At 56.3% G+C, this 15,735-nt stretch carries 13 protein-coding genes; all 13 read left to right on the forward strand.

Features of this window, described 5'->3' with window-relative positions:
- The first annotated feature begins 54 nt into the window (after positions 1-54).
- Entirely contained in the window at positions 55-1,011 is a 957-nt protein-coding gene (locus SPL01S_RS18470; RefSeq protein ID WP_004945832.1) for an NAD-dependent epimerase/dehydratase family protein, read from the forward strand.
- Positions 1,012-1,178: 167 nt separating this feature from the next.
- Positions 1,179-2,228 (forward strand): UDP-N-acetylglucosamine--undecaprenyl-phosphate N-acetylglucosaminephosphotransferase, encoded by a 1,050-nt coding sequence (gene wecA / locus SPL01S_RS18475; protein WP_062871141.1) that lies wholly within the window; start codon positions 1,179-1,181, stop codon positions 2,226-2,228.
- A gap of 46 nt (positions 2,229-2,274) precedes the next feature.
- The gene (locus SPL01S_RS18480; protein ID WP_063202017.1) at positions 2,275-3,408 is read left to right on the forward strand and encodes a polysaccharide export protein; all 1,134 of its coding nucleotides are present in this window, start codon (positions 2,275-2,277) and stop codon (positions 3,406-3,408) included.
- Between the two features lie 28 nt (positions 3,409-3,436).
- Entirely contained in the window at positions 3,437-5,614 is a 2,178-nt protein-coding gene (locus SPL01S_RS18485; RefSeq protein ID WP_063202020.1) for a polysaccharide biosynthesis tyrosine autokinase, read from the forward strand.
- A 6-nt stretch (positions 5,615-5,620) separates the two neighbouring features.
- Positions 5,621-6,910 carry a flippase gene (locus SPL01S_RS18490; RefSeq protein WP_063202024.1) on the forward strand — a complete coding sequence of 430 codons (1,290 nt, stop codon included), beginning with the start codon at positions 5,621-5,623 and terminating at the stop codon, positions 6,908-6,910.
- Positions 6,900-7,748 carry an ATP-grasp fold amidoligase family protein gene (locus tag SPL01S_RS18495; RefSeq protein WP_063202027.1) on the forward strand — a complete coding sequence of 283 codons (849 nt, stop codon included), beginning with the start codon at positions 6,900-6,902 and terminating at the stop codon, positions 7,746-7,748. The genes SPL01S_RS18490 and SPL01S_RS18495 overlap by 11 nt, the downstream gene beginning before the upstream one ends.
- 141 nt (positions 7,749-7,889) lie before the next feature.
- The gene (locus tag SPL01S_RS18500) at positions 7,890-8,795 is read left to right on the forward strand and encodes a glycosyltransferase family 2 protein (RefSeq protein ID WP_004945816.1); all 906 of its coding nucleotides are present in this window, start codon (positions 7,890-7,892) and stop codon (positions 8,793-8,795) included.
- A 1-nt stretch (position 8,796) separates the two neighbouring features.
- A complete protein-coding gene (locus tag SPL01S_RS18505; protein WP_063202031.1) occupies positions 8,797-9,855 on the forward strand; it encodes a glycosyltransferase family 4 protein in 1,059 nt (352 codons plus the stop codon).
- A 1-nt stretch (position 9,856) separates the two neighbouring features.
- Positions 9,857-10,600, forward strand: coding sequence for a glycosyltransferase family 2 protein (locus tag SPL01S_RS18510; protein WP_062871136.1), 744 nt, complete (start codon positions 9,857-9,859; stop codon positions 10,598-10,600).
- The gene (locus SPL01S_RS18515) at positions 10,597-12,483 is read left to right on the forward strand and encodes a hypothetical protein (protein WP_063202034.1); all 1,887 of its coding nucleotides are present in this window, start codon (positions 10,597-10,599) and stop codon (positions 12,481-12,483) included. Before SPL01S_RS18510 ends, SPL01S_RS18515 begins: the two co-directional genes overlap by 4 nt.
- 6 nt (positions 12,484-12,489) lie before the next feature.
- Positions 12,490-13,476: a glycosyltransferase family 2 protein gene (locus tag SPL01S_RS18520; RefSeq protein ID WP_063202037.1), complete on the forward strand. Its 987-nt coding sequence runs from the start codon at positions 12,490-12,492 to the stop codon at positions 13,474-13,476.
- 103 nt (positions 13,477-13,579) lie between these two features.
- Entirely contained in the window at positions 13,580-14,482 is a 903-nt protein-coding gene (locus SPL01S_RS18525; RefSeq protein WP_063202041.1) for a glycosyltransferase family 2 protein, read from the forward strand.
- Positions 14,483-14,532: 50 nt separating this feature from the next.
- The coding region (locus SPL01S_RS18530; RefSeq protein ID WP_063202044.1) for an EpsG family protein at positions 14,533-15,735 on the forward strand (1,203 nt) is incomplete at its 3' end.

A 15,735-nucleotide genomic window follows, 5' to 3' on the forward strand; every position in this document is an offset into this window, starting at 1 on the left:
TCTCGCCTCAATTCTGCGGTGGGAATTAATGGAAAACTTGGCTGAGTGACAAATATGGATAAGCGTAAAGTAGCTATCATCGGGGGTTCCGGTTTTATCGGAACGCGTTTGGTTAAGCGCCTGAGTGCGCGTAGCGATCTGATTTTGACGATTGTAGACAAGAAACAAAGCGAACATTTTCCGGAGCTCTATCAGTTTGGCGATGTAACCCAGCCGCAGACCTTACTGCAGCCACTGGCGGGGTGTGATGCCGTGATTAATCTTGCGGCAGAGCATCAGGATAATGTCGATCCGATCTCGCTGTATTATCAGGTTAATGTCGAGGGCGCGCGTAATGTTTGCATGACGGCCTCTTCGCTGAACATCAGACAGATTATCTTTACCTCATCCGTGGCGGTCTACGGGTTCGTTACCCAGGAAACCGGTGAAGAAGGGCGTTTTGAACCCTTTAACCATTACGGTAAATCCAAGCTGGAAGCGGAGTATGTCTACGAAGCCTGGCGCAAGGCCGACGGTGACAATAAGTTGACCATTATCCGTCCGACCGTAGTATTCGGCGAAAATAATCGCGGCAACGTTTATAACCTGTTCCGTCAGATCGCCAGCGGCCGTTTCGTAATGATTGGCAGCGGCAATAATATGAAATCCATGGCTTATGTCGAGAATATTGCAGCCAGGCTGGAGTATGCGCTGGATCAGCAGGCCAGTTATCAGGTCAGCAATTATGTTGATAAACCGGATTTCACCATGAACCAACTGGTCGACGTTATTTCGTCTTCATTGGGCAGAGAGAACAAAACCATTCGGATTCCTTATATATTCGGGATCTGCGGCGCTGCGGCATTGGATGTGGTGAGTAAAATAAGTCACCGTAAATTCCCTATTAGCCGCGTGAGAGTACAAAAATTCTGCGCCAGAACACAATTTAAAAGCAATGTGCAAAACAATTTCGAGGCGCCGGTTGAACTTAATTTGGCAATCGAAAGAACCATTAAGCATGAGTTTTCCTAGAGATATATTTCTCATGCGTTAACGCCTTTTATTTTTCGGATGAATCTGTAGTTAACAGGATGAGCTTATGCTGACTTATATCCTGGCGATGTCAATTTTGTTTTTGTTAATAGCGCATTGGGAGCTGTAACTCAAGGGCGGTAGCGTGCTTATTCGCTGGAGGAATAATGTTATATCAACTGAGCATAATATTTATTTTGGCGCTGACGCTGGTGGTTATTGCACGCCGTGCTGCGCTGGCGGTGGGATTGGTGGATAAACCCAATGCCCGCAAGCGTCATCAGGGGCATATACCGCTGGTTGGCGGAATAGCCATTTATCTCACCCTCATGCTGGTGACGTTTTGGCAACCGGAATGGTTGCCGCACAGCAATATCTACCTGTTATGCGTCACGGCGTTAGTGGTGTTGGGTGTGCTTGATGACCGTTTTGATCTGCCGGTGGCGCCGCGCGTCATCGTGCAGGGAGGGATCGCGCTGGCGATGATGCTGGCGGCAGGGATGCAACTTACTTCCTTCGGCTATCTGTGGGGGCATCAGGAGCTGATGCTGGGTTACATAGCCTTGCTGATCACACCGCTGGCGGTCTGGGGGGCGATTAACGCCTATAACATGGTTGACGGCATAGACGGCCAGCTTGGCGCGTTGTCCTGCGTCACTTTTATCGCACTGGCGATTCTGTTTGGTCTGGCGGGGCAAGAAAAACTGGCGATGTGGTGCCTGAGCCTGATCGCGGCCTTGGCGGCCTATCTGTTGTTCAACCTCAGCATGTTCGGTCCGCGCAACAAGATTTTCATGGGCGATGCCGGCAGCATGGTGATTGGTTTTAGCGTGCTGTGGTTGCTGATCGTCGCCACCCAGGGGCAGGACGCTGTCATACGGCCAGTGACCGCGCTGTGGCTGATCGCTATCCCATTGATGGATATGGTGACGGTCATGGTGCGCCGACTGCTGCGCCGTCAGAGCCCGTTCAAGGCCGGTCGTGACCATCTGCATCACATCCTGATGCGGCGTGGTCTCAATGCGCGCCAGGCGTTGGCGATGAGCTGCATGCTGGCGGTGACGCTGGCCTGCGTCGGTATCTGCAGCGAGGTCCTGCAACTGCCGGACTACCAGATGCTGGTGGCCTTTGTACTTTGCTTCTTCGGTTACTTTGTCATGTTGCATGAACCGCGTCAGGCACCGATTTTTACCGATAACCCTACCGCCGATCGTTAATCCTCCCACGGGCCGCAACGGCGGCCCGTTTTTTCACGGTACTGTCATGAACCTTCACTTACCTCATTTGATGCCGCTGGTGTTGTCCACCGCGTTGCTTAGCGGCTGCACGACATTTCCAGGTTCGCACCTGCCTACTCAAGGGAAAGCCAAAGTCACCCAGCAGGATGAAGACTTCGATTTGGATAAGCAGGTCCAGGTGTACCGCGTAACGCCGATGTTGCTGGAAAAAATGCGCCGCGTGGAGCCGGTGGCCCGGCCAAACCCGGCGCTGGACCAGCGCTTGCAGAGTTACCAATACCGCATCGGCGTCGGCGACGTGCTTAACGTCACCGTTTGGGATCATCCGGAACTGACCACGCCTGCCGGCCAATACCGCAGCGCCAGCGATACCGGCAACTGGGTGCATGCCGACGGGGCGATCTTCTACCCGTATATCGGCCGGGTGCAGGTGGTGGGAAAAACCGTCACCGAAGTGCGCAATCAGATCGCCAACCGGCTGGCACGCTATGTGGAAAGCCCGCAGGTGGACGTCAGCATTGCCGCTTTCCGCTCGCAGAAAGTGTATGTGACCGGCGAAGTGAAAACCTCAGGGCAGCAGGCGGTGACCAACGTGCCGCTGACCATTCTCGATGCGATTAACGCCGCCGGCGGCCTGACGGACAACGCCGACTGGCGCAACGTGGTGCTGACTCACCAGGGCAAGGAACAGTCCATCTCCCTGCAGGCGCTGATGCAGCGCGGCGATACCGGCCAGAACCAACTGCTGCAGCCGGGCGACATTCTGTATGTGCCGCGCAATGACGAGTTGAAGGTGTTTGTGATGGGTGAGGTCGGTAAGCAGGCGACGCTGAAAATGGACCGCAGCGGCATGACCTTGACGGAGGCGTTGGGCAGTTCAGAGGGCATCAGCCAGACGGTGGCCGATGCCACCGGCGTGTTCGTGATCCGCCCGAACGGCGGCAAACAGCCGCAGCGGCTGGCGTCTTTGTACCAGTTCGACCTGTCTGATGCTGCTGCACTGGCGATGGGCACAGAATTTCAGCTGGAACCTTATGACGTGGTGTACGTCACCGCAGCGCCGATTGCGCGCTGGAACCGCTTGATAAGCCAGCTGGTACCGACGATTTCCAGCTTTAACGACCTCAGCGAGGCCACGTTGCGGATACGTAACTGGTAACCCCGCCACGCTGACTTAAGGAACACCGATGATGAAGAATAATGCAATGCCGATTGTGATGGCCGAGCAGGACGAGAAACTGGACTGGGAACGGCTGATTGGCCCGCTGTGGGATAACCGTTGGCGTATTTTGCTGGTGACCGGTGTCGCCGGTGTCCTGGGCTGTGCCTATGCCTTGATGGCGACGCCGATCTATCAGGCGACCGCGCTGGTGCAGGTGGAAAAACAGCTTTCGGGCGATTCGCTGCTGCGCGAGACGCTGGACAACTCGATGGGTTCGATGGGTCAGAATTCGGCGACGCAAGATGAGGTTTCGCTGGCGAAATCACGCTATGTGATTGGCAAAACCGTGGACGATCTCGGTTTGACGGTGCGCATCAGCCCGGATTACTTTCCGCTGTTCGGCAAGGGGCTGGCCCGTCTGAGCGGCGAACCGCCGCCGGTGCTGCTCATCTCAGGGATGACGGTGCCTGCGGCGATGCAGGGCCAGGAACTGACCCTGACCGTGCAGGATAAGCAACGTTATAGCCTGAGCCATGATGGGAAGAACTTGTTCAGCGGCACCGTCGGACAACCGCTGAAGCAGGGCGCCTGGGCGATGAACGTCACTGCGCTGGAGGCATTGCCGGGCACTGAGTTTAGCGTGGTCAACGTGCCGCGCCAGCAGGCGGTGGACGATCTTCGCAACCTGCTTGACGTTGCCCCTGGCGGCAAGGAAAGCGGCATTATGACGTTCAACCTGGCCGGCGAGGATCCGCAGCGCGCCGAAGCGGTGCTCAAGAGCATCACCGATAACTACCTGCAACAGAATGTGGATCGCAAAACCGAGGAAGCGCAGCGCATGCTGGCTTTCCTGCACGAACAGCTGCCGCGCACCCAGACGTCGCTCAACAACGCCGAGAATCAGCTCAACCAGTTCCGTCAGCAGAACGACTCGGTGGACCTGACGCTGGAAGCCAAATCGGTGCTGGATACTCAGGTTCAACTGGAGGCCCAGTTGAATGAGCTGACCTTCAAAGAAGCGGAAATCTCCAAGCTTTATACCCGTGAGCATCCGGCCTATCGCGCTCTGCTGGAAAAGCGCGCCACGCTGGAGGCGGAAAAGGCGCGGCTCGGTAAACAGGTGCAGACGCTGCCGAAAACGCAGCAGGAAATTCTGCGTCTGACCCGCGATGTGCAGGTGGATCAGCAGGTATACATGCAACTGATGAACAAGCAGCAGGAATTGAGCATCAGCAAAGCGGGCACCGTGGGCAATATCCGCATTATCGATGAGGCGGAAAGCGGTCTGCGGCCGGTAAAACCGCAAAAAGCGATGATCGTGCTCTTCGCGCTGTTGATGGGCGGCGTGCTGTCGGCGTCGATTGTGGTATTGCGCGCGGCGCTCCAGCGGGGCGTCAGTGACACCGAGGCGTTGGAAAAGCGCGGTATCAATGTGTATGCCACGGTCCCGTTGTCGCCGTGGCAGCAAAAACGTAACCGCACTCAGCAGCAGCTACTGGTCAAAAATGGCGGTGACAAGCTGCCGATCCTGGCCAAGGAAGAGCCGGGGGATTTGTCCGTCGAAGCCATCCGCAGCCTGCGTACCAGTTTGCACTTCGCCATGATGGAGGCCAAAAACAATATCCTGATGGTCTCCGGCGCCAGCCCTGCCAGCGGGAAAAGTTTCACCAGCACCAATCTGGCGGTGGTGATCGCCGAGGCGGGCCAACGGGTGCTGCTGATCGACGCAGACATGCGCAAAGGATTCCTGCACCGTTGGTTCAACAACAGCGCCAAGGGCGGGTTGTCGGACATGCTGTCCGGGTTGATTGCGCCAGATCAGTCGGTGAAGAAAACTGCTATCGCCAATCTGGATTTTGTGCCGCGTGGCCAGGTGCCGCCGAACCCGTCCGAACTGCTGATGCATCAGCGTTTCGCCGACTTCCTGCAGTGGGCGAGGCAGAACTACGATTTGGTGCTGATCGACACGCCGCCGGTGCTGGCGGTGACCGACGCCGCCATCGTGGGTCACCATGTCGGCACTGCGCTGATGGTGGTGCGTTTTGAGGTCGACACCGTCCGGCAGATTGAAATCAGCATGCGTCGTTTCGAGCAGAACGGCGTGGCGATTAAAGGGGTGATCCTGAACGGCATGGTGAAAAAAACCGCCACTGACGCCGGCTACTACGCCTTTGCTTACCCCAGCCATCAGGAAAAGGTGTAGTCGCGCATGAAAGCGATGCTGATGAACTCCCTGTGGCTGATGTTGGAACGGATATCGCTGAGCCTTTCGGGGATTTTCGTTTCGGTGTACGTAGCGCGTTATCTGGGGCCGGCGCAATACGGTCTGATTAACTATCTGCTGTCGGTGATCGCCATTGCCGTGCCGCTGGTACAACTGGGGGCGGATGCGGTGTTGTTCAACCGCGTCGCCAAGCGGCGGCGCAGCGGTATTCGGCTGATGATGGCCTCGATGCGTTTGCGGCGCCAGCTTTTTGCGCTGATCGCCGTGCCGCTGATGGCCTGGGCTGTGCTGACGCAGGATCGTACCAGTCAGATCATGATGTTGTTGATGCTCGCCAGTGCGTATTTCTCTATTCAGGACGTCTACAAGATTTATTACGACGCGCTGTTGAAATCGAAGCTGAACACGCTGATCAACAACCTGGCTCTGTTGCTGTCAATCATTCTGCGGCTGGCGCTGGTGCATGCCAAATTGCCGTTGGAATGGTTTGCCGTGCCCTATGTTGTGAGCAGCCTGATCCCGTACGCCGTGCGTTGGGTGCTGTTTCGCCGCGAGCAGGGCGATATGCGGGCGATCAGCGGGCGTCACAAGCGGCGCTATGGTCGTTATCTGTTAAAGGTAGGTTTGCCGCTGGCGGTCTCCGGGTTGTCGATCGTCGTCTACACGCGTATCGATCAGATCATGATCGGCAACGTACTGGGCGAGCACAGCGTCGGCTTGTACAGCGCGGCGATTACCCTGAGCCAGGGATGGATATTCGTCCCCATTGCCTTGATCACCTCAATGATGCCGGGCGTGGCGAATGCCCGCTCATTGGCCGAGCAGGAAGGACGTATCCGGTTGCTGTATCTGGTGGTGTTGTCGCTCTCCATGCCGGTGATCTTGCTGCTGTCGTTGTTCCCAGGTCCGATCGTGGCGCTGATGTTTGGCGACAGCTATCGCGAAACCGCCACCATCTTGGCGCTGTGTTCGGTGACGTCGCTGTTCTCGGTGATGGGCACCGTGTCCTATCGGGCGATAGTGCTGTTTGGGGGCTATCGATTTATAGCGATAAAAATGCCGCTGGCCGCGTTGGCCAACGTGCTGATGAATCTGGCGTTGATACCGCGTTACGGCATAGTAGGTGCGGCGGTTTCAACCCTGATAACGGAGTTTATTTCATTCTTTGTACTTAATGGCTTCTTCAGAAGAGGGCAAATTACGAGATTGCAGTTGACCTGCTACCGTTGTTTACCTCAGTTAATAGGGAAGGTGCGAGAAATCTATGTTAAATAATCTGGTGAAGGGTTTTTACCGTAATATGCCCGACGCGTTATATCATCAGTTAAAATATGCCTTGTTTTTTCGGAAAATACCGCATTTGGCGCAGCCGAAAAGATATAGCGAAAAATTAATGCGCAGAAAGGTCTATCCTTTGGCGATATATACTCAACTGTCCGACAAATATCGGGTGCGCGACTATATTGAAAAGCTGTGGGGGAAAGAATACCTGATCGATCTTTATGCGCACGGCAATCAATTAACCGAGGAAATGTATCAGGCATTACCTGACGCCTTCGTGATCAAGGCAAACCACGGCAGCGGTTATAACAAACTGGTGTTCGATAAAAGCCAAACCAGCTTCAATGAGTTACGGGTGTTAACCAACAGCTGGCTGCGGCAGAGTTTTTATCAGGTTTACCGCGAGCGTCATTATAAGGATATCCCGCCGTGCATCATGGTCGAGAGAATGCTGCTGGAAGAGGGGCAAACGCCGAATGATATCAAGATCCACTGCTTTAATCAGGGCGGAGACATTCGGTTTTTCATCCAGATAGATTACCAGCGCTTTATCGACCATCGGCGAGATTTTTTTGACGCCGACTGGAACCGCACCGAGATCCGCATGGGCGTGCCAAACAGTGAAGTGCCCATGGATAAACCCTGCAGGCTGGAGAAAATGCTGCTCCTGGCACGGCAGGTAGCGGAGCAGTTCTCTTATGTGCGCGTGGATTTTTATCAGGTGCAAGAGCGTATCTATTTTGGCGAACTGACGTTTACCCCGGGGGCCGGGTTGCAAAAGCTGATGCCAGAAACCATTGAACAGGAGTGGGGCAGTTATTTTCAGGATTAATTAAATGACCGGTAGGCTGCGCGTATTTTAATCGTTGCAGGATGGGGGGGAATAACCGGGCAAGGATATGCTGGGATAACAAACTATTCCGCTGGCATTACCACTGTTTTGCCAGATGATAATATATTGTTGAGGTAGTAAATGGACTTATCAATTGTCATGCCCGCTTTTAATAATTCAGCCAGTCTGGCCGCAACATTAGTCCGTATGACCAACGCCTGTTTCGGGTTCGATTATGAAATTATTGTGGTTGATGATGCGTCAGAACCAGAAGAGTTGGAAAAAATGCGCAGTTTATTGGCCGCTAATCGTCGGGCGCGCCTGCATGAAAATAAAGTGCGCAGTAACACGGCGGCGTCCTGTAATACCGGCTTCCGCCTGGCGCGTGCAGAGGTGGTTTTCTTTCTGGAACCGGAGGATTTCTTCAGCACCAATTATATTATTCGCCGGCTGAAACGCCACCAGGATACCCGGCTGGACATTGTTTTCGGCAATTACAGCACGGTGAATGACAAGAATATCCGCAGCTATAGATTTGATTACAAAGAGGGGGCGACGGGGGCGGATTTTTTATTTCTCGATATGGGCGATATTCGCACTTCCGCCATCAGCCTGCGTAAAAAAGATGACCGGCGTTTTTTGTTTCCCGAGTTCCTTTACAAATACCAGGACTGGGGGTTTTTGGTCAATGCCACCAATCTGGGCGCCAGGGTGGCCTTTGACGAGGGGCTCGGGGTGTTCATCCGTTGCGGCGATGCCGCGACGGATCGCAGCCGGATGAACATCGACGCCAGTGAACAGTTTATTGACGCTTACCTGAACGCCAGCGGCCGCTATATCAGTGGGTTTGCCAGCAAACACCTGTTGGCTTCGTTGTACAGCGAGAATCTGCAGGCGTTCAACTATTACTCATCGCGCGCGGAGCATCACGCTCTGAGCAGCAAGTTCAAGGCAATCAAACTGTACGGCGACTGCCTGGCCAGACTGGGGCTGTTTCCGTTAGGGGGACGCCTGTTGCGCACAGCCCGTGAGGGGTTTCGGAGATGATATGCAGCAACGGAAAGTAGCGATCGTGATTGAGAACATCGCCGAAAAAGGCGGTACCGAGCGGGTAGCCAGCAGCCTGGCCAACGCGCTGTCCGCGCGTTTGGGCCATCAGGTGGATCTGGTGTCGATCAGCGGTGATCGGGCGTTTTACCCGCTCGAACCCGAAGTGACGTTGCGCTTCATGTCAGGCAGGTCGCCGCTGTGGCCCTGGCGGCTGGCGCGGTTTCTGCGGCGCGGGCGCTATGACGTGATAGTCACCGTATCTATGGGCAAGCTCTCGTCGATCATGGTGCCGTATCTGCGGTTGTTGTGCCCGCATAGCCGCCTGCTGCTGAGCGAACACGTCAGTTTCCACCAGTATGCCTGGCCGATGAAGTGGCTGAAGGTGTTGGTCTACCGGCTGGGTGACCACACCGTGCTGCTGACCAGGAAAGATCTGGCCACCATCAGCCGCTGGGTGCCCGAGCATAAATGCCGGGTGATCGAGAACGTCTCGCCGTTCCCGATACGGCCGCCGCAGCAGGAGCCGCAGCCGGTGGCGTTGGCGGTGGGGCGGCTGTGTTACCAGAAAGGCTTTGACCGCTTGATTGCGGCCTGGCAGCGGACGGCGCAACAAGCGGCGGGCTGGCAGTTGCATATCGTCGGCGACGGCCCGGATCGCGCCGCATTGCAGCGGCAAATCGATGCAGCCGGCCTTGGCGAACAGGTGAAGTTGTTGCCGGCGACTCCGGATATCGCCAGTCACTACCGGCAGGCCGGAATGTTGTTGATGACGTCCCGTTATGAAGGGCTGCCAATGGTGCTGATTGAAGCGATGAGCTTTGGCCTGCCGCTGGTGGCGTTTGACTGTCAGACCGGCCCCGCCGAGCTGATTGACGATGGCGGCAACGGTTATCTGGTGCCGGAAGGCGATATCGCTGCCTTTAGCCAACGCACCCTGGCGCTGATCGCGGACAGCGAGTTGCGTAAGCGCTTCTCACTGCATTCGCTGGAGCGGGCGCAACAGTACATCCCTGAACGTATATATCCCCAATGGCAACAGCTTATCGCTGGAGGTTAAGATGGAAAAGGTGTCAGTAATTATGCCGGCGTACAACGCCGCCGGTTTTATCAAAGAGTCGATCCTGGGTGTGTTGAACCAGACTTATCAGGATTACCATTTGTATGTGATCGACGATGCTTCGACGGACAACACCGCAGACGTGGTTAAACCCTTCATCCACGATCGTCTGACCTACATTCGCAACAACACCAACCAGGGCGTGGCCGAAACCCGCAACATCGCCATTGAGGCGGCGCGCGGCGACTATATCGCTTTCTGCGACAGCGACGACGTCTGGCGCGAAAACAAGCTGGCGCGCCAGGTCGGCGTCCTGAAGACCAACCGCTACGACGTGGTGTGTTCGCATTATTACACCTTCGAAAATGATCTGGCGCTGGTGAAAAACTACCGTGGCGCAGGCGAGATTATCGCCTACAAGGACATGCTGAAAAGCAACTGGATCGGCAACCTGACCGGCATGTACAACCAGCGCCGGGTGGGCAAGATCTACCAGAGCAAGGTAGGGCATGAGGATTATGTGATGTGGCTGTCGGTGCTGGAAAAAGCGCGCAACCGTCTGGCGTACTGCATTCCTGAACCGCTGGCTTTTTACCGTCTTTCCGCCCAGTCGTTGTCGGGCAACAAAATCAAGGCGGCGGACTGGCAGTGGCAAATCTATCGTCGCCATTTGGGGCTGTCCTACCAGAAGTCCTGCTACCTGTTCTTCTCCTACCTGTACAGCGCAGTGATGAAACGACAATGAATATCAGCAAGCTCTCTTTCGCCTGCCTGCTGGCGGGCGTCGGGCTGGCCGTGCAGGCCCATGCCGCGCCTTGCGGCGACAACCTGTTGGCTAACCCCGGCTTTGAGCAAGGCGGTGCGGGCTGGTCGCTGGCTTCCGCAGAGGTGGTGTCCGGCGGCCATACCGGCCAGGCCAGCCTGTTTTATCAAAACCACAATCCGGCCAACTATCACAACATGTTGCAGACGCTGTCGGTCAAAGCGGGCCAACAGCTGGCTTTCGGCGCCTGGGTGCGCGGCGAGAACCTGAAGGGCAAGGGCGACAACCAGGGTGCAACGGTGTTTGTCGAAAGCTACGACGAGCAGGGGCGCTTTCTGGCGGGCAGCTACCCGCAGGGCGTGCTGGGCACCAGCGGCTGGCAACCGGTCACCGGCGATTTCAGGGTGCCGGCGCGGGCGGTAAAGGTGGTGCTGGGGGTTTATCTGCGCCGCGGTACGACCGGCAGCGCCTGGTTTGACGACGTTTACGCCTGTCGGCAGCCGGTTGCGCCGGCGCTGTACCAGATGCGCGCAGGCAACGGCGCGGCATCGAGCCTGATCGAGGTCGTGGATCCGCAGCAGGTGCAAGTGGACAGTACGCTGGTCGACGGAAAAAGTGCCGCCGTGAAAAGCGACAGCCGCCGTTACCGCATTGAAGGGAAACAGCAGGTAGAGTTCACGCTGCCGGCCGGGCTGGCCGCCGGGGAATACCGCCTGCAGCAGCAGGTGACGGACGTGGCGACTCAGCGCAGCCAGCGCAGCGAGATGCCGATCAGCGTCGGCCGCCCGCAACCGAAAGTGGCGCTGGATGCGCAGGGCTATACCCTGAAACAGGGGAAGCGTTTCTTCCCGCTCGGCATTTACATGTACGGTGAGATGGCGACGGATGAGCACCTGGCGCGCATCCGCGATGCCGGTTTCAACACGTTGCTGAATTACAACTATGGCACCGTGGGCGATCCGAACCGTTATTTCCGCAAAACGCAGCAATATGGTTTGCAGGTGATTTTCTCGCTGAAAGACCTGTATCCCGGCACCCGGTTCGCGCCGCAAACCAAACTGAGTTACCCGCAACTGACGGCGAATTACGTCGAAAAGTTCAAACATGAACCGAACCTGCTGGCCTGGTACATCAACGATGAGCTGGGGCCGGAGTATGTGCCGCAGATTGAAGAAAAACACCTGCAGGTGAAACGGCTGGATCCGGATCACTTGACGTTCCAGGTGCTGGACAAGACCGGCACGCTTAACGCCTATTTCAACAGTTCGGACGTGCTGGCCAGCGATCCTTACCCGGTCGGCAGAGATGCCGATCTGACGCGAACCCTGGAATACACGCGCATTACCAGCCAGGTCGCGCGCCAGGTCAAGGGCGCCTGGCTGGTGATGCAGATCATGGATCACGCCGCTTACGCGCCAAAACGCAAACCGCGCCAGCCCACCGAGGCGGAGATGCGCAATCAGGCCTGGCTGGGCCTGATTGGCGGCGCGAAGGGCATCTTGTTTTATTCCTATACCGACTTGTTCTACAAGCGCCAACGCGGCGGCTTCAGCCAGCGGGAGTTCGATGCGGTCTGGCGAGGCGTGGCCAGCGTAGCGCAGCAGATTGTCAGCTTTAATCCCTACCTGCTGTCTGGCGAAAGCCTCTTGCTGCAGGGCAACAATACCGCTATCCCGGCGCGGCTGTTTATCAACGGCGAGCGCGGTCTGGTGTTGATCGCCAACCCTTACTATCGGCCGATGTCGGCGCGTTTCGATCTGCCTGCGGGCTGGCGAGCGCAAGGGAAGACGCAGATCGACGCGCAGTTGTCGTCGATGGGCAGCAGCGCGGTAGAGGTGCAACGTCAAACAGAAAAGAAAGGATAACCGATCATGAAAACCACCCTGAGCCTGATTATTCCGGTCTATAAGGTCGAGGCTTACATTGAGGCGTGCCTTTGCTCGGTACTGCAACAGCTGCCTGATTGGGCGGAGGTGATCATTGTGGATGACGGCAGCCCGGACGATTCCATCGGCGTTGTCGAAGAGGTGTTGTGCCGTTACCCGCAACTGAAACCGCAGGTCAGCATTCTGCGGCAGCATAACCAGGGGCTGAGCGAGGCGCGCAACAGCGGCATTGCGCATGCCGAGGGGCAACATGTCGGTTTCCTGGATTCCGACGATGTGCTGCTGGAAGGGTATTTCAGCATTCTGGGCCGGCTGTTGGCGGATAACCCGCTGGCGGACATCGTGGCTTTCAATGCCCAGCGATTTTCCGTGATGAACAACGGCCAAATCCAGCCTGATTGCACCCTGGCCATTGTGCCCGGCAATGCTGCCCCGCAGGATCGCGACACGCATATGGCGCTGCTGGCGGACAGCTTCAATCGCAGCATGTGGTTTGCCTGGGCGCGTATTTACCGCAAAACGTTATTCGACGAGATGCGTTTCCCGCAGGGACGCAATTTTGAGGATATTCAGCTCATCCCGCAGCTGTACCTGAAGGCGGAACGCATCGTGATGTGCGATACGCCGCTGGTGGGATACCGTGCCAACCCGAACGGCATTACGCGAGCGCCAAAGCGGCGCGATCTGGATGACCTGGATTATGCGATCGCCGGCGCCGACAGCGGACGGCGCCTGGGAACGGGGAATGGGCTGTATTCGATCCTTTATGTCACCACGCTCAAGGCACGTCTGCTGGTGGGGCTGGATTTTTTCGGGCTGCGCGACGCGTTGCGGGAAACCGGCGAACTGAAACGCCGCTATTCCGGTTTGCGCGCAGAGGAACGCAAACTGCTGAGCCGCAAGAACCGGTTGTTCTATCGCAGCCCGCTGGCCTACTACCTGATGGCCCGGCTTTATAGCCTGCGCGGATAGCGGCGCTGTATTTGCCCATTCCCGGATCGAGTAGGGGCGCCGCATGCTGCGCCCATGTTAAACGGGGTGAATGTATTCGCCCCCCTACAGGCAGAATAAGACCATGGACATCAAAGTCAGCGTTATCATACCCACCTATGGCCGCAGCGAGTTGCTGACGCGCGCCATTGACAGCGTGCTGGCGCAAACCCACTGCACGTTGGAAATCATCGTGGTGGACGACAACCCGCAAGGCGATGCGCACCGCCTGGCAACCCGCGAATGCCTGGCAGGCTACATTAACAAGGGGCAGATTATCTATTATCCGCGTCGGCACAACGGTGGCGGGGCGCTGGCGCGCAACAGCGGGATCCTGCGTTCAAGCGGGGAGTACATCACTTTTCTGGATGACGACGATTACTACCACCCGCAGAAGATTGCCCACCAACTGGCGTTTATGCGCCAGAGCGATTATGACGTCAGCCTGTGCGATATGGATATTCTTAAGAACGGCCAGATTAACGCAGACCATTATTACCGCGCCCGTTGCGATGGCCTGGAAGACTTTATGTTGGCCGGCGTAGCCTATACGCCGATGATCATGATGCGGCGCAGCGCGGCGATTGCGGTGCGCGGCTTTTTCAACACTCCGCGCTACCAGGACCATATTTTCCTGTATCGGCTGCTGGCGGCCGGGGCGCGCATCGGTACGCTGCATGAACGCCTGGCGGTACATAACGACCATGACGGCGAACGCATTACCTCCAGCCCGAAAGGCATTATCGGGTATCGCAACAAAATGCTGTTCGAAAGGCGGCTGATGCCGCAGATATCGCCCCGGGCGCGCAAGATTATGCGTCTGCGCCACACCTGTATTGATTCGCGCATCATTACCGACGGCAAGAGCCGGTTGGCGGGCGTAGTGTACGGTCTGAAGGGCATTGTCTACGTAAACAGCGGCCTGATGGCCGGGGTTTATATGAAAAATATCATCCGCAACCTGTTTTTCCGTGGCGTCCCCTTCTGAAGGGCCATGTGTGATGTGCGGTGAAGGGCGAACCCATCCAGAGGAAGATTATGCGCTTTGAACGTTCTACGGTGATCGGCAGCGTGCTGTTGTTGACGGTGCCGCTATTTGCTTTGATACAGAGTATCGCCACGCTGCGTCCAGGAAAGAAAAACTCGATGGCCTATCTGCTGATAGCGCTGTGCTTTTTTTTCTTTTTCATCAAGATCCCGCCGTTGGCGGATCTCTATCGCCACTTTGCCAATTACGCGGCCATCACCTCGGCCACCACGCTGACGGATGTGATTCAGGGTAAGGTGGACATCGTTCTTTATGCCAACTTTTACATTTTCAAAACGCTCGGCATTCCCTTTTTCGTTATTCCGGGGCTTTACACCGCGCTGTCGGTCTACTGTTATCTCACCGCGCTGAATATTGTCATGTTGCACTCCGGCAAGACGTTTTCCTCCCGGCAGTTTGTCCTGCTGCATCTGGCGGTGCTGTTTTTGATCAACCCGTTTATTATCGCCATGGGGCTGCGGTTTGGTTTCTCTATGGCCGTGATGACACTCGCCATGACGCTGTTTTGCCATAAGAAAAATCAAACGCTTGCCATCTGCTTGATGCTGTTCGCCATGCTGACCCACTTTTCCAGCATGCTGCTGGTCGGCGTTTTCCTGTGCAGCAGGCTGATGCGCTTGAACCGCCCGCTGACGGTATTGTTCAGCGCCATTGCGCTGGTGACCGCCAAGTTCGCACTGCCGTTTATCCTGTCGCATATTACGATTTCCGGCATCAATAGCTACTCGGACGTCTATACCTCGGGCATGTATGCCAGCGACTATCTGACCAGCGGTAACGCCAACGGGATGATTAACTTCCTGATTATCCTGTTCCCGGCGCTGTTCCTCGGCGGGTATATGCTGGGCAATCCGATGCGCAACCAGGCCGGAGATATCAAAAACGCTGCGGCGTGGCTGGTGGTGTTTGTCTTCCTGTGTTCAAGCTCATTGCAGGCGGCGAGCCGCTATGCGAGCGTGGCGTCGGTGTTCCTGCTGTTTTACTACGTTGCCCACCAGGGTTCTTTCCTGCGCGGCCGGTTTAATTATTTCTTCTTGTGTTTCATGCTGATGGCCACCGGCTACAACCTTATCGAGAATATTTATGTCCCGCGTCGCCCCATCCTGCTGGGGGAAATGTGGCAGTCGTTCTACAAAACGCCGTTGCTGAACCTGTTCTACGGTGAAGAAGAGTACGAGCAGTATCTGCGTTTT

The sequence above is a fragment of the Serratia plymuthica NBRC 102599 genome (genome assembly GCF_001590925.1).
GTDB lineage: Bacteria > Pseudomonadota > Gammaproteobacteria > Enterobacterales > Enterobacteriaceae > Serratia > Serratia plymuthica.

What these genes read in the sequence shown, in the direction of transcription:
- SPL01S_RS18470 (WP_004945832.1), top strand. Translation starts at nt 55, where the DNA reads ATGGATAAGCGTAAAGTAGCTATCATCGGGGGTTCCGGTTTTATCGGA.
- wecA (WP_062871141.1), top strand. Translation starts at nt 1,179, where the DNA reads ATGTTATATCAACTGAGCATAATATTTATTTTGGCGCTGACGCTGGTG.
- SPL01S_RS18480 (WP_063202017.1), top strand. Translation starts at nt 2,275, where the DNA reads ATGAACCTTCACTTACCTCATTTGATGCCGCTGGTGTTGTCCACCGCG.
- SPL01S_RS18485 (WP_063202020.1), top strand. Translation starts at nt 3,437, where the DNA reads ATGATGAAGAATAATGCAATGCCGATTGTGATGGCCGAGCAGGACGAG.
- SPL01S_RS18490 (WP_063202024.1), top strand. Translation starts at nt 5,621, where the DNA reads ATGAAAGCGATGCTGATGAACTCCCTGTGGCTGATGTTGGAACGGATA.
- SPL01S_RS18495 (WP_063202027.1), top strand. Translation starts at nt 6,900, where the DNA reads ATGTTAAATAATCTGGTGAAGGGTTTTTACCGTAATATGCCCGACGCG.
- SPL01S_RS18500 (WP_004945816.1), top strand. Translation starts at nt 7,890, where the DNA reads ATGGACTTATCAATTGTCATGCCCGCTTTTAATAATTCAGCCAGTCTG.
- SPL01S_RS18505 (WP_063202031.1), top strand. Translation starts at nt 8,797, where the DNA reads ATGCAGCAACGGAAAGTAGCGATCGTGATTGAGAACATCGCCGAAAAA.
- SPL01S_RS18510 (WP_062871136.1), top strand. Translation starts at nt 9,857, where the DNA reads ATGGAAAAGGTGTCAGTAATTATGCCGGCGTACAACGCCGCCGGTTTT.
- SPL01S_RS18515 (WP_063202034.1), top strand. Translation starts at nt 10,597, where the DNA reads ATGAATATCAGCAAGCTCTCTTTCGCCTGCCTGCTGGCGGGCGTCGGG.
- SPL01S_RS18520 (WP_063202037.1), top strand. Translation starts at nt 12,490, where the DNA reads ATGAAAACCACCCTGAGCCTGATTATTCCGGTCTATAAGGTCGAGGCT.
- SPL01S_RS18525 (WP_063202041.1), top strand. Translation starts at nt 13,580, where the DNA reads ATGGACATCAAAGTCAGCGTTATCATACCCACCTATGGCCGCAGCGAG.